A 13,984-nucleotide genomic window follows, 5' to 3' on the forward strand; every position below is an offset into this window, starting at 1 on the left:
TTAACAATTAGAACCAGCGTTCAGTGACGACCTTTTTGCGCGTGTAAAACTGGACGCCGTCCTTTCCGTTTGTCCCAAGGTCTCCATAGAAAGAGGCCTTGTTCCCTGCGAAGGAGAAGAATGCCATCGGAGCCGGTACGTTGACATTGACGCCGATCATTCCGGCATCGATTTTGTCGCGGAACTGCTGGGCGCTTTTCCCGCTCGACGTGTAGATGACAGCGCCGTTGGCAAACTTGGATTGATTGGCGAGCTCGATCCCCTCATCAAGGTCTTGTACGCGGACGACGCTCAAGACCGGCGCGAAGATTTCGTCCTGCCAGATTTTCATCTCCGGTGTCACATGATCGAAAATCGTGGCTCCCACAAAATATCCTTCCTGAACATCCGGATTGCGTCCGTCCACGGCGAGTGCGGCTCCTTCTTTTATACCGCTGTCGATATAGTCAAGGACGCGTTGTTTATGGACTTCGCGGATCAGCGGACCGACAAAGTGATCCTCTGATCTGCCGTCCCCTGTCTTCAGCTTCCGTGTTTCAGAGACGAGCATTTCCATGAAGTCATCGGCAATGTCATCAACGACCGCCGCGACGGAGCAGGCCATACAGCGTTCTCCGCTGCTTCCGAATGCCGCCCCGATGATGCCTTGAACCGATTTTTCAAGATGACAATCCGGCATCACAATCGCATGGTTTTTAGCGCCGGCCAGCGCCTGAACGCGTTTCCCGTTGGCTGTGCCAGTTTGATACACATATTTTGCGACCGGTTCTGAACCGACGAAGGAGACGGCTTTAATATCATCGTTCTCCAATATTCCGTTTACAACATCCTTTCCTCCATGAACGAGGTTCAGCACACCTTTCGGAAACCCGGCTTCATAAAACAGCTCGACAAGCTTCCCGGCAAGAATAGGAGTGCGTTCCGAAGGTTTCAGGACGAACGTGTTTCCGCAAGCAATGGCGAGCGGAAACATCCACAGAGGAACCATCATTGGAAAGTTAAACGGCGTAATACCGGCGACAACCCCCAAAGGATAGCGCCAAATCGATCCGTCGATGCCCCCTGCTATCGCGGGCAGAGATTCTCCCATCATTAAAGTAGGTGCGGCTGTCGCAAGCTCAACAACTTCGATTCCGCGCTGCACTTCGCCTCGGGCGTCTTTTAACGTTTTGCCGTTTTCCGTCGTAATGATGTCTGCCAATTGTTCTTTTTGCTCTTGAAGAAGCTGCAAATATTTGTATAAAAGTCTCGCCCGATTGGGGACAGGCACAAGTGACCAGGTCTGATAAGCGTGCTTGGCAGCCTGCACGGCGCGATCTACATCCGCTCTCACAGATAGAGGCGCATAAGCGATGACGTTTCCGTTTGCAGGATTGAAGACTTCTTCAGCTTCCGTACCTGAGGAATTCACCCACTCCCCGTCGATATGGTTCATCATTTTTTTTGCATTCGTTGTGATCATGTGCTTTTTCACCTCTCCTTACTGATAAGTTGTCTTTTGTTCGCTTATTTTTTTGTATAAAACAGACATATCTTTGTCGCCGTATCCGTTCTGATCGGCGTCTTCATAAATGCCGAAGAGAATCTTGCTCACCGGCAGTTCAACCTCGTTCTTCTCAGCCAAATCGAGTGCAAAGCCAAGGTCTTTCAGCAGCAGCTTCAAAGAAAAGCCAGGTTCATAGTTTTCATCCGCTATGAAACTTTTATAGTTGCGCTCATAGATTCGGCTCTGTCCATAGCTGACGTTTAGCATCTCAAACAATTGGTCGAGATCGAGATTGCTGTTTTTGGCAAGATGCAAGGCTTCACTGACGCCGGCAGTATAAAAACCGATTAAGAGGTTGTTGATCAGCTTCGTATTTGTTCCGCTGTCGATGTTTTCGTTCACATGAAAAATATTCTCGCCCAATACGTTGAAAACAGGCAACGCTTGATCAAAAACGGACTTCGGACCCCCGACCATAAAGGTAAGCGTCCGGTTGACCGCCCCGATCACACCGCCGCTGACCGGTGCCGCAAGAAAATCGATCCCTTTGCTTTTCGCTTCCTCTGCAATCCGGATATTCAGTTCAGGAGCGACCGTGCTTGTATCAATCAGAAGGACGCCTGGTTCAGCCAGGTGTACGAGCCCCTTTTTCCCCAGAAAAACCTCCTCTGCAGCTTTTGATGAAGGAAGGCTTGTCAGGATGGCGTCACACTCTTCAACCATCTTTTCAACTGAAATCCCGATCGTTCCCCCTGCATGATGCAAGGCCAATTCAGCTTCTTTGTTAAGGTCTGTTCCATACACCGTAAAGTTCTCCTGAAGCAGATTTTTCGACATGGGCAGCCCCATATTGCCTAAACCGATAAACCCGATTTTTTTCAAACGGTTTCCCTCCGATCACACCGTATATTTTTCATGAGCGGCTATTTTCTCTGCGATTTCGCGTTTTTGAGCAAACAGATTGCTGAAAAGGGGCAAAGGAAGGCTGCGAGCTTCTTCCAATGCGAGCTTTCTTTCGGCTTCATCAGATGCTATGCCTGATAAGGCGGTCACCGCCATCTCTTCGATTTTGCGGAAGCCTTCTTCACAAATGACGTTCGTCATCATTTCTTTCAACCGTGCTTTTTCACTTCCGCTTCTTTGGATTGCTTTTTCGGTCCGGCGGGCGGCGGATTCCATCACATAGATTTCTTTTTGCATGTCGGCGAAAATCCGCGCGTATTCCTGCTCCTTTTGAATGTTTACGCGGGAGCGTTTAAGCGCTTTTAATGTGTTGCCGAAAAGCCTGTTGGACAACTGAATAAACTGCCGGTTTCGGTTTTCCCCGCTGCTTAATTGAGCTTCCGGCTCTGAGATGCCGTTTTGCTGCATTTCTTTCATCATCAGTTTGGCGATAGTCAAACGGTTAATCTCGTTTGTCCCTTCGAAAATCCGGCTGATCCTCGCGTCCCGGTACAAACGTTCGACTTCGTACTCCTGCATGTATCCGTAGCCGCCATGAATCTGCACCGCCTCGTCTGCATTTCGGTCGAGTATTTCGGAGCAGTGCACTTTATTGATCGCGCATGCGGATGCATAGTTTGTGAGTTTTCTCAGTCTGTCGTCTAATGGCTCAGCCGAATTTAAAACATGGTCCAGGCCATCTGCCGTTCTGTAAGCAGCGCTTTCGGCGCCGAAAATCGAAATCGCCATGTCGGCAATCTTTTCTTGAATCATTGAAAAACCGATGATCGGCTTGTTAAATTGTTTGCGCTGTTTGGCGTAGCTAACGGCAAGGTTCAATGCTTGCTTTGCCATTCCAATGTTCGAAAACGCGAGCTTTAAGCGGGCCATGTTTAAAATGTTCAAAGCGACGTGATGACCTTTCCCGACATGACCCAGAACATTGTCGTTTGGCACCTCGACTTCTTCGAGGATTAAGGTTGCCGTCGAAGAACCTTTGATTCCCATCTTCTTCTCTTCAGGTCCGATGGATACGCCTTTAAACGAACGTTCGACGATAAATGCTGTCATGCCTTCCGTCGTTTTTGCAAAGACAACATATACATCAGCTACTTGCGCGTTCGTAATCCACTGTTTTTCCCCGTTTAATACCCAGGCTGTTCCATCCCGATTCAAGACCGCCGTCGTTTTTGCGTTTAAAGCATCTGAGCCTGCGCCAGGCTCTGTCAGAGCATATGCTCCGATCCATTCGCCCGATGCCAGTTTCGGAAGGTATTTTCGTTTTTGTTCTTCTGTTCCATAATAAATATACGGCAATGTCCCGACTCCGGCATGAATATTAAAGGAGACGCTGAACGATCCGCCGGCTCCCATTTTCTCTGCCACTAACCCGGAAAGCTTCTTGCTGAGTGAAAGGCCGCCGTATTCCTCCGGAACTTCGATACTGAGCAATCCGAGCTCTCCCGCTTTTTGAAACAATTTTTTCACCCTTTCGTGATCCTGCTGATCGATCGATTCAAGAAGGGGCATGACTTCGTTTTTGACAAATGATTCTGTCGTTTTTGAAATCAGTTGATCTTCCTCTGTGAAATCTTCCGGCGTAAATCCTTCAGCAGCCGATCCGTGTTGAGAAATCAAGGGTTCATTCCATCGAAGTTTTGCTTTCCCCATTGCTTTCCTCCTCGCTTCCGCTAAAAAGAGTGATAAACTGAGATAAAAAGACGATGAATCCGCTTACATTTTTCCTGATACGAATCATCGTCTCCTTTTCTCATCCAGATAAAGGCCAATCAATTATGAGGGGCACGGTTGTTTCGGTCATTTAGCAGGCTTTTCTTTTGCCTGTCGCCGGAACATAAGACCCGCTTTTTGTTTCATGTAGCAGCTGTTCCGCGAAAAGCCCCGGGCAGTGCAGCTGATGTGTAAGTTATGAAGCTTTTAATATCAGCTTATCAAATAATTGGAAGATTTCCAAATGTTTTTTGGTTTACTCTATTTTACTTGTGAAAGCTTGGGAATATGCATTGTCAGCCTTGTGGCGAACGCGTTTTGGCAAGCCGGCATTCTTTTTTCGCAAAAATAAAACAGACCATCGTTTTGATGGTCTGTTCAGAAAGTGTACCGTTGATGGCTTATTCAATTGATAGGCTTGAGACGATACATTCTGCACGGCCGGCGATTGTAAATTCTCCAAAGCCCGCAGGCAGCAGCATGTGATCTCCTTTTTTAAAAGAAAAGTCGTTGCCGCAAGTCGCGTTGATTTGCCCTTCCCCTTCTATGACGCTGACAAGAAGAAACGGTTTATCCTGTTTGAAACAGGCTGAACCTTTTACATCCCATTTTGCTACTGAGAAATAAGGACACTCAATCAGTGCGGCGGTCTTGACATCACCCGATGTTTCATATTGAACGTCTTCGCGGTCAGGCGAAGATGGGACATCGATCACTTCTATGCTTTTTTGCAAATGGAGCTCGCGCAGATTTCCTTCAGCATCTTTTCTGTCATAATCATATAGCCTGTAAGTTGTGTCTGAATTCTGCTGCGTCTCCAAAATCAAAATGCCTTTTCCGATCGCATGGACGGTTCCGCTCGGCACATAGAAGAAATCTCCCGGCTTCACTTTGACGCGGCGCAAGAGCTCGTTCCATTTCCCGTGTTCGATCATTGAGACCAGTTCTTCCCGCGTCTGGGCATGGTGGCCGTAAATGATCTCCGCATCTTCTTTGCAATCAATGATATACCAGCATTCCGTTTTTCCAAGCTCTCCGTTTTCGTGCCGTTTTGCATATTCATCGTTTGGATGCACTTGTACGGATAGGTCTTGGGCGGCGTCCAAAATTTTTGTCAGAAGAGGAAAGCGGTCTCCCTTTATATGTCCGAATAAATGGCGGTGTTCATTCCATAATTCGCTGAGCGTGAGCCCTTTATACATGCCGTTTTTCACGACGCTTTGCCCATTTTGATGGGCGGCGAAAGCCCAGCACTCCCCTGTTTGTTCGGATGGAATCTCGTAGCCGAAAGAGGCTAAAGCCGTGCCGCCCCATATTCTTTCTTTAAAAACAGGCTCGAAAAATAATGGTTCAGTCATGACAGGCATCCTCCTTTTTTAGATGATTTCATCCAGAAGTTTGTATGCTTCTTCTTTTGTTTGAGCACAGAGAAGCTTGTCCCTGTAGGTGTCATCCATCAGTTTTCGGGAGAGCATTTGCAGAAGCTTCAGATGCTCGTTTCCCCCGCTTTCTTTCGGGACGGCGATCATAAAGATCAGTTTGGCGTCAGTTCCGTCAAGACTCTTCCAGTCCACGCCCGAACGTTTGATGCCGAATGCTACACTCGGCTTCTTGACGGCGTCAGACTTCCCGTGCGGGATTGCGATGTTCATGCCGATCGCCGTTGTCCCCTCTAGTTCGCGGTTCATGATCGCTTGTTTAAATTCGCTTTCCGAATGCAGTGCGCCTTTACGGGACAATTTTTGAATCATTTCATCGATAATGTCGTCTCTCGTACCTCCTGATAAATGGGGTTCGATCAAATCTGTATCAATGATGTCTGTGAGCTTGTTAATTTCCGGTATTTCGGATTTTTTGCTTTCCGCTTTTATGTCGATGTTCGGCTGCGGAATGTCATGAACTGCAGCAGTTTCACTTACCCCTGCGGGAGCGGCTGCGACCTCTTTTTTGAGTACATTGACCAAAAGAGCGGTGACCAGGGATCCGGCAATAACGGCGATAAAGAACATCAACACATGATCGACAGCGCCAAGCACTGCTACGATCGGTCCGCCGTGGGCGACCCTGTCCCCTACATTACCGATCATGGCGATCACGGAACCAGTCATTGAACCCGCCATAATACTTGGGATGACGCGAAGCGGGTCCTGTGCAGCAAACGGGATGGCACCTTCAGTAATGCCGAATAACCCCATTGTAAATGCTGCTTTTCCCATTTCTCTTTCTTGCGCCTGAAATTTTCTTTTTCCTAAAAACGTTGCGATGCCAAGCCCGATCGGAGGAATACAAATGGCGACGGCGATCGGACCCATAATTTCATAGTTTCCTTCACCGATCATGGCTGAACCAAACAGGAATGCCACTTTATTGACGGGGCCGCCCATATCAAACGAAATCATCGCCCCTAAAATTAATGCCAGAAGAATCGAACTTGAGCCCTGCATACCAGCCAGCCAAACCGTCAATGATTCAAAGATTTGCGCGACAGGCGCGCCGATCAGCAATACGAATGCCAAGCCGACAATAAGCGAGGAAACCACCGGTATGATGATGATCGGCATGATCGGCTGAATGGCTTTTGGCACTTTTAATTTTTTGATGGCCAGCGCCGCATATCCGGCTAAAAAGCCCGCGATAATGCCGCCGAGGAACCCCGCACCGCTTACGCTGCCGTAAAAGCTTCCCGTCGCTGCGATGTATCCGCCGATCATTCCCGGTACAAGCCCCGGTTTATCGGCGATGCTGTAGGCAATATAACCGGCTAAAATCGGGATCATGAATGAGAATGAGGCAGCCCCGATTTGCTCAATCGTTTTCCAAAAAGATTCATCAGGAATCACTAACCCTTTCGGCGTCTTTTCACCTCCAAGCGTCAGCGCGACCGCAATCAACAATCCGCCGACGACAATGAAAGGAACCATAAACGATACACCGTTCATTAAATGCCGGTAAATCGGATTTTGTTTTTTCTCAGTTTGAGCGGAGGCTTCCGTTTTCGCAGCCGAACGATAGACAGGTATATCGCCGCTGATCGCTTTTTGTATTAATTCTTCCGGTTTTCGGATCCCTTCCTGAACACCGACAGCCAGAAGTTTTTTTCCGATAAAACGGTCTTTGTTGACCGAGCGGTCTGCGGCTATAATAATCGCGTCGGCCTCGCGGATTTCCTGTTCGGTCAGCTCATTTTCCACCCCGATGCCGCCTTGTGTTTCGACTTTCATTTGAACGCCCATTCGATCGGCCGCTTTTTGCAAATTTTCCGCAGCCATATACGTATGGGCAATGCCGTTTGGACATGATGTAATCGCTAACAGTTTCATGCGAATCCTCCTTCTGAAACTAAAGTAGTGAGCAGCTCTTGTCATTACTTTATAATAAAAACGTGCGTGTAAAAGCGTTGTTTTTTACCGCAGGTTCCGGAAAAACCGGTTTTTTTCAGAAAGCAGGCTCGGAATGAGTGGCGAATTGTAAAAATATTCGGGACTGAAGGAGACAACTTATGGATGCGGAAAAGAGAGGCAAACCCATTGTAACTGGGAAAGATGTCGAAAGGTTCCTAAAGAACGTAATAACAGAAAAGTTGAAACCTGGAGAGCACAAAGAAAAAAGTTAATTCAAAAAGCATCCGCAGCAATTTCACAATCAACATGGAACAGCATTTAAGATGTTAAGCGAAAATGAAGCACTTCCCTCCAACCGAACTACTTGAACTACACTCCCCTTCTTTTCAGTGGGGATGGCTTTTATATTTGATCTAGGATCTTTAAAAGTTCCGCGTCATTAATTTTGAAAACCATAAATTGAATAGAATCAATTTTATTTGTGTCAGGGAAATTTAATGTGGTTATAGTAAAGTTCGTAGCGTGCTTTCCTAACAGCCCAGCAATACGCAAGGCGACATCTACATTTTCAAAATCAAGCTCAAAGCTTACATACTCTTGATCCGAGTAATAACTTCTTACCTTTGTATCCTTTGGATTTGGTGGGTTTGAAACGACGTCAAGGATTTGCTTGAATTTATTAGAATCAAAGTTAATCAATGTTCTGCCTCCGATATTTTGGTGAGTAAAGTATAGCATATTGCAGTCTTCAGTATTATCTCCACCTTTAAAATTTCCCACATTTACCCGATAATAGGATCGAGGTAAATATTGGTGGAATTTAGTGAAATCGTAAAACATCAGCTTGTGACATCGAAATCAAGAAAATTAATCAAGTTTATTAGAAAGGAGTTCCCCTGAAGGACAGAGCTATTCTGGCCAAATGGACAAATATGAAGCACTTAAACAGTTAGACGACAAAGATCTTTCCTCTGGAATTGCCCGAATGACTAGGATTGAAACAAGCTTCGAAAATTCCAAAAATGCTGCATTTTTTGTAATGATTTTCAACTTGGCTATTGGAGTCATAAAGTTGCTTACTGATGTTGGTGTTGAACTTAATAATATTACAGATAAGATTGCTCAAGGTTTAAATGCAACCTACGGACTTGTTGCTCTTATATTCGCTGGAATTATATTTGGAGCATTGTTGATTGATAAAAATAAGGTAACAACAGCCGCCTATTTCAAAACATTACTTGAGCAAGCTAAAGATGATAGAGAAAACCAAAAAGGTTTCCCCACTTCTGAAACAAGGTCAAATAATCAAATTAAAACAAAAATCTCTAACTGGTGGCCTATTTGGAAAAAGAATAATTTTTATATAAAAGAAGCAAAAAATTTAGAGGAAGTCTTACTTCAATGGACTGATAAAGAATTAACCTTCTATATTAGTGAGTGTTTAGGTTATTGGTCATCTAAAGATAAAAAAGCTGAGCTGCAACGGATCAGGGGATTAGATCTGGACACTATAATTTTGTCTATCGCAAGAATGAAAGAGATTGAAGAGTACTCTGATAATACAAAGGTTGTACCGGGGTTAGCCACTGTAAGTACCTTTTTCGTAACTCAACTCATATACTATTTTACCTTCGAAAATGAGGGACACCCTACTTATATGTCAATTACTATTGGAATTATTTCTTCAGTAATAATCTTTTATTCGTTTAGTTTGGGAATGGATAAAGGAAGGACACACCGAGCAAGAGCAGTTCAATATCGAAGCTTATTGGAACAAGTTAATTCTGAAATGGAGAAGGCGTCCTGATGGATGTCTTTTTTATTTTGAAATTGAAGATGAAAAATCCCATGCAGACACCGGAAATAAGCCTGCCAGAATGGAACGAAAAAAGCAGGTCGACCACCTGCTTAGTCTGTCTTAGCTTTATTCCATTTACTCTTAATAATCACCATAAACAAAATGTGAATCAATACAACGATGATATTATACTTAGGATCAATTTTTAAAAAGACAGCATTAAAAGTCATCACTAGAACCATGAGAATTGTTGCGATCCACCATATAAACTCATATTTTTTATCACTCTGATCTTGACTCCTCTTACGTTTAACCAGGTCAAAAATCAAACAAGCAGTCATAAGAACCACTAAAACAGTTGTTGTCACAGCAGACGAAAAATTTTCTCTAATAGTACTCATTATTATTCCAATCAGAGCACCACCCAAAAAAAACCAAAGAATTCTCATAAAATATCATACCCTTCTTAATTTCTATTAAATAATATTCAGGTATATCCAAAGAAGGTTTATTTTTAAGTAGATGAGCGAACCACTCCCGTTGGATTCATCTTTATTAATGAAAGTCTCTAAGTGTTTACTCTATTGTTAAATTATATCAGAAGAGATGGATGTTAAACAGGTCATTGAGGTTGGTGAGTTCGTCTGATTTACGAGAAACAGTTATTACGAAATAAAAAAGAGCAGTCTCATCAACCGCTCATAATTGGACAAATTCACCAGCATATTTACTGAATTATTGTTCAGTTCAGCAATATGAAAAAGACTTTAATGCTAATGAAAAATCTAATTTTGTGAAAATCATCACCCTTTGTTGTGGTAGCCTGCAATACAAAAAAGAATAGGATAAGCAGAATTGCTCACCTATCCCATTCTGTTGCCGTTTATCATGTGTATATCAATATTTTCTTGAATGTTGATGAAGGCCAGAGCCCCGTTTTTAATAATCCAAATAAGATAAAAATGTCATCACATTTGTTTCTTTCGTCAGCTTTTGGATGAAAGCCGGCTGCTCGCTTAAGCTGGACAGCTCTTGAAACAATTGTTTTGTCATGTTTTGATCCTCGTGTTTGACAGCCAGCATAAAGACGAGCGATACTTTTTCAGAGCCCCAGTCAAGCGGCTCTTTTAATGTGGCGATCGCAATGGCTGATTGTTTAATCAATTTGGCGTTCGCGTGAGGAATGGCGATGCCCGCTCCGATGTTTGTCGCCGACATTTTTTCTCTCATGACGGCGTGTACAGCATATTCTTTTTCCACATAGCCTTTCTCGTATAAAGCCATTGCCAGCTGTTCAATCAGCTTGTAGCGGTGTTCTGATTCTTGCTGCAGGAAGACGAGGAAAGGAGTCGTGTCATTCAGTACTTTAAACGTTTTTTGTGTTTGTCGGGAGGATTCACCGAGCTGATCCATAAAAGCGCTGAGCTTTTTCTCATCAGCCGCCTCGAGCAGCGGTGATACAACGATATGAGGAATTGATAAATCCTCCAGGCGGACCGTTGATATGACAAGCTCGATATCTTCATGTCGTGCAGTATAGTCCGCCAAATCAGCTTTTGCGATGCAGTCCATCACGGCGATTTGGTGGAATTTCCGTTCGATTTTTGTCCGCAGCAGTTGTGACATCCCGATGCCCATATGACAGACGATAATCGCTTTTTTATGCTTGTCTTTTCCATAGCTGAAGCGCTCGATCGCCGCTTGAAAATGCAATGTCAGATAGGCGGCTTCTTCCTCGGGAATCGAAAGTGAAAACGTTTGGTTGATGTCTTCAAGAACATCAATGACAATGTGAAACAGATAGGGGTACATTTTTTTGATATCGTTGAGCATCGGATTTGATACGGAAAGGTCATAGCTCAGCCGGTTTAAAACGGTATTTAGGTGAATTTTTAATCCGTTAATCAAAACCCGGTCCTCGCGAAAATCCATCATTTTCAACTCTGAGACACGCTGGATTAAATATTCGACAACCTTTGGAAGCAAAGGGTTTTCAAGTCCGCTCTCCCCTTCTTTCCCAAATGGGTAACGGACTTTGCCGCCTAATATATGCAATGTTAAATAGACGGCCTCTTCTTCAGGAAAGCGGATCGCAAAAACCGCTTCCAGCCGTTTTAAACAAGCAAACGTCCACTGAAATTCTTTTTTCTTTTTGACTGTATCGATTTCTCCCGGAGAAATGGTAATCGGCTGTTTCATTTTGATGCGGCGAATCATCAGCAGTGTATGCAACAGTAAGTTTTCGAACGTTTCATCAGTGAAATATAAAGAATGTCGCTTTTGCAATGATCTGATTTCGCTTTTAACAAATTCCACTTCATGGCTTAAAAATTGACTTTTAATAAATCGGCTTGTAAACTCCGGGTTGTCAATCAACTCCGAGATGCGCGCCAACGCTTTTCTCTTATTTTTTTCACTACCTTCGATCTTTAAACCGAGGCGCTGCTTGGACAACAAAGTGAGGCCAAACCGCTGGAGCCAAACTTCGATTTGATTCAAATCCCTTTTGATGGAAGACTTATTCAAGAAATGCTCGGCAGCCATTTCTTTTGCAGAAACCGGCTTTGGATGCATTAATAACTGATAAGCGATTTGCAGCATTCTTTCTTCATCAGATTGCTGCTGTGCGGTGTGATGTTCGGTATATAACTGCCGGCTTAAACGGACCCTTTCCTGATCTTCAATATTCAAATAAACGCCCAGTCCCGGTTTGCGAATCAGTTGAGCATCAGAATGCCGATTGAGATAATCTTCAATCGTTTTCAGATCATTTCTGATCGTTTTTTCAGAACACTTTACCTTGTCTGCGAAATCTTGTACGACTAAATAGTCTTCAGGTTCAGATAACAACAGATTCAGAATGTCTTTTTGCCTTGTATTCATATCTCTCTCACCTGTTTTTCTATCCTTCCCGTCAGTTTCACTTAAAAGAAATGATAGTATAAGTATACTATAAACGTAACCGTTTACATTATACAGTGAAATAAAAGGGCCAAAAGTTTCGTTTTTTACCGAAACTTCCGGAAAAAATGCTTTTATCAACATGGAAATTTTTCTTTTATAGGAATTTTTTATAATAGATGATAGTGGGAGGAAAGTAAACCAGCCGTACCGTTCTGAGCAACGGAAAAAGGATCAGCGAAGCTGTTCCCGCTGATCCTTAAACGTTAAAATTCTCTTTTATTATAAAAGCTGAGCGATATTGCATATGAAACAGAGATCATCACGAGCAGTACGCCAACCAAAAGGATGAATGTCCCCGCATTTGACATTTCGCTCAGAAAAGCCGTTAGTTTTTGGCTTAGTGCGAGATTTTCCCCCGCGTTTATAAATTTAAATAAGGCCGTCCCTCCAAATATAATGACGAAAAATATGATGATATTGGCCATTTTGGACTTCAAATAGCCGTACTTAAAAAGCAACGGAAATGAGATCGAGCTAAATAAAGTGACAGCCACAACAGCACCCATGACGCCTGAAAGTGTCAATGGGAAATCAAGCGGCAAATGCAGCATATGTCCGATCGCATTGATCAAAGAATAGAAGAGAATGGCATAAGCCGCATAGACATAAACCGATACATATTTTGATAAGACGATGATGTTTCTTTTAATGGGCAAGCTGATCAGGATTTTATCACTGTTGTTTTTGTCTTCTAAGGAGCTTGCGCCTAATGCCAGCTGATATGTGACAGCCAAAACCGCCACTGTATATCCGACGAGCTCAAGCTGCGACAATGTAAAAGTGAAAAAAATCATCAATAACAGCGAGAGTTTCATTGCCCTTTTTTGCATTAAAATATCCTTTTTAATAAGATGATACATGTTGATCACTCCTGCCGGTTGAAAATACTAAAATATCCTCCAAAGTCGGTTTTTCGATCATGACGGAATCCCCGAAATGCTGAACGACTTCCCGCCTATCTTTGGAGAGCGCTTCGAAGCCGTAGCTGTTTTTCTTGATGCCGATTAAGGCGTCTTCGCTCCCTTTATGCAGCGTATCGAGGTCTCCTTTTACAATGCAGTACTCCTCCAACAGCTCATCCTTTGTTTTGCTCAGTACGAGCCGGCCGTTATGAATGAAAGTGATATAGTCCGCTACTTTTTCTAAATCAGAGGTAATATGCGTCGAAAAGAAAATCGACTTGTTTTCATCCTGCAGCAATGTTTGCAGCACGTCGAGGAGTTCCGATCTGACAAGAGGATCGAGTCCTGATGTCGGTTCATCCATGATCAATAATTCGGCATGATGGGAAAGCGCGACCGCCAGTGAGAATTTCATCTTCATCCCTTTTGACAAGTTTTTGATCTGCCTGTTTAAAGGGAGCTGGAAGTCTTTTGCGTACCGCTGAAAAACAGCCTCATCCCACTTTTTGTAAAACGGTCTGATGATTCCTTTCATTTCGTTCGGCGTCAGTTCTTCGTAAAAATGATTTTCATCGTAAACAAAGCCGATCCTCTGCTTGATTTCGATATTGTGCTTTTCATTGTCGAGACCGAAAATGCTGATGTCCCCTTCGTCTTTTTTGATCAGGTTCATGATCAGCTTGATGGTTGTGCTTTTTCCGGCTCCGTTCGGGCCGATAAAACCCATGATATATCCTTTTTCAAGCGAGAAGTTGATGTTTTTTAAAGAGAAATCTTGATAATGTTTTGATACATTTTTTAATTCCAGTATGCTGGTCAC

General features: G+C 43.8%; 11 protein-coding genes. 1 reads left to right on the top strand and 10 read right to left on the bottom strand.

All coding sequences use genetic code 11. From position 1 onward, the window contains the following. Window positions 1–7: 7 nt before the first annotated feature. The 6 genes from QMZ64_RS11400 to QMZ64_RS11425 all read right to left on the bottom strand — a co-directional run bounded on the left by QMZ64_RS11400 (window position 8) and on the right by QMZ64_RS11425 (window position 8,199). Window positions 8–1,462 carry a CoA-acylating methylmalonate-semialdehyde dehydrogenase gene (locus QMZ64_RS11400; protein ID WP_265626900.1) on the bottom strand — a complete coding sequence of 485 codons (1,455 nt, stop codon included), beginning with the start codon at window positions 1,460–1,462 and terminating at the stop codon, window positions 8–10. Between the two features lie 18 nt (window positions 1,463–1,480). After that, window positions 1,481–2,368 (bottom strand): NAD(P)-dependent oxidoreductase, encoded by an 888-nt coding sequence (locus QMZ64_RS11405; RefSeq protein ID WP_265626899.1) that lies wholly within the window; start codon window positions 2,366–2,368, stop codon window positions 1,481–1,483. A gap of 15 nt (window positions 2,369–2,383) precedes the next feature. Then, window positions 2,384–4,099, bottom strand: coding sequence for an acyl-CoA dehydrogenase family protein (locus QMZ64_RS11410; protein WP_265626898.1), 1,716 nt, complete (start codon window positions 4,097–4,099; stop codon window positions 2,384–2,386). Between the two features lie 461 nt (window positions 4,100–4,560). Next, complete coding sequence (manA, locus tag QMZ64_RS11415) at window positions 4,561–5,517, bottom strand: mannose-6-phosphate isomerase, class I (RefSeq protein ID WP_409365387.1); 957 nt, start codon at window positions 5,515–5,517, stop codon at window positions 4,561–4,563. Window positions 5,518–5,535: 18 nt separating this feature from the next. Beyond that, on the bottom strand, window positions 5,536–7,479 hold the full coding sequence (locus QMZ64_RS11420; protein ID WP_265626896.1) for a PTS fructose transporter subunit IIABC: 1,944 nt from the start codon (window positions 7,477–7,479) through the stop codon (window positions 5,536–5,538). Window positions 7,480–7,902: 423 nt separating this feature from the next. Then, entirely contained in the window at window positions 7,903–8,199 is a 297-nt protein-coding gene (locus QMZ64_RS11425) for a hypothetical protein (RefSeq protein WP_265626895.1), read from the bottom strand. A gap of 223 nt (window positions 8,200–8,422) precedes the next feature. Between QMZ64_RS11425 and QMZ64_RS11430 the strand changes: the two genes are divergently transcribed. Continuing rightward, a complete protein-coding gene (locus tag QMZ64_RS11430) occupies window positions 8,423–9,307 on the top strand; it encodes a hypothetical protein (protein ID WP_265626894.1) in 885 nt (294 codons plus the stop codon). 101 nt (window positions 9,308–9,408) lie between these two features. On the opposite strand, the gene QMZ64_RS11435 is transcribed toward QMZ64_RS11430, so the two are convergent. The 4 genes from QMZ64_RS11435 to QMZ64_RS11450 all read right to left on the bottom strand — a co-directional run bounded on the left by QMZ64_RS11435 (window position 9,409) and on the right by QMZ64_RS11450 (window position 13,984). Further along, a complete protein-coding gene (locus QMZ64_RS11435) occupies window positions 9,409–9,747 on the bottom strand; it encodes a hypothetical protein (RefSeq protein ID WP_265626893.1) in 339 nt (112 codons plus the stop codon). A 490-nt stretch (window positions 9,748–10,237) separates the two neighbouring features. After that, window positions 10,238–12,181 carry a mannose transport/utilization transcriptional regulator ManR gene (gene manR, locus QMZ64_RS11440; RefSeq protein ID WP_265626892.1) on the bottom strand — a complete coding sequence of 648 codons (1,944 nt, stop codon included), beginning with the start codon at window positions 12,179–12,181 and terminating at the stop codon, window positions 10,238–10,240. Between the two features lie 284 nt (window positions 12,182–12,465). Next, complete coding sequence (locus QMZ64_RS11445; protein ID WP_020451664.1) at window positions 12,466–13,122, bottom strand: ABC-2 transporter permease; 657 nt, start codon at window positions 13,120–13,122, stop codon at window positions 12,466–12,468. Further along, window positions 13,106–13,984, bottom strand: coding sequence for an ABC transporter ATP-binding protein (locus QMZ64_RS11450; protein ID WP_265626891.1), 879 nt, complete (start codon window positions 13,982–13,984; stop codon window positions 13,106–13,108). The genes QMZ64_RS11445 and QMZ64_RS11450 overlap by 17 nt, the downstream gene beginning before the upstream one ends.

It is taken from the genome of Bacillus sp. LB7, from assembly GCF_030449715.1.
Lineage (GTDB): Bacteria > Bacillota > Bacilli > Bacillales > Bacillaceae > Bacillus > Bacillus paralicheniformis.

What these genes read in the sequence shown, in the direction of transcription:
- QMZ64_RS11400 (WP_265626900.1), bottom strand. Translation starts at nt 1,462, where the DNA reads ATGATCACAACGAATGCAAAAAAAATGATGAACCATATCGACGGGGAG.
- QMZ64_RS11410 (WP_265626898.1), bottom strand. Translation starts at nt 4,099, where the DNA reads ATGGGGAAAGCAAAACTTCGATGGAATGAACCCTTGATTTCTCAACAC.
- manA (WP_409365387.1), bottom strand. Translation starts at nt 5,517, where the DNA reads ATGACTGAACCATTATTTTTCGAGCCTGTTTTTAAAGAAAGAATATGG.
- QMZ64_RS11420 (WP_265626896.1), bottom strand. Translation starts at nt 7,479, where the DNA reads ATGAAACTGTTAGCGATTACATCATGTCCAAACGGCATTGCCCATACG.
- QMZ64_RS11430 (WP_265626894.1), top strand. Translation starts at nt 8,423, where the DNA reads ATGGACAAATATGAAGCACTTAAACAGTTAGACGACAAAGATCTTTCC.
- QMZ64_RS11435 (WP_265626893.1), bottom strand. Translation starts at nt 9,747, where the DNA reads ATGAGAATTCTTTGGTTTTTTTTGGGTGGTGCTCTGATTGGAATAATA.
- manR (WP_265626892.1), bottom strand. Translation starts at nt 12,181, where the DNA reads ATGAATACAAGGCAAAAAGACATTCTGAATCTGTTGTTATCTGAACCT.
- QMZ64_RS11445 (WP_020451664.1), bottom strand. Translation starts at nt 13,122, where the DNA reads ATGTATCATCTTATTAAAAAGGATATTTTAATGCAAAAAAGGGCAATG.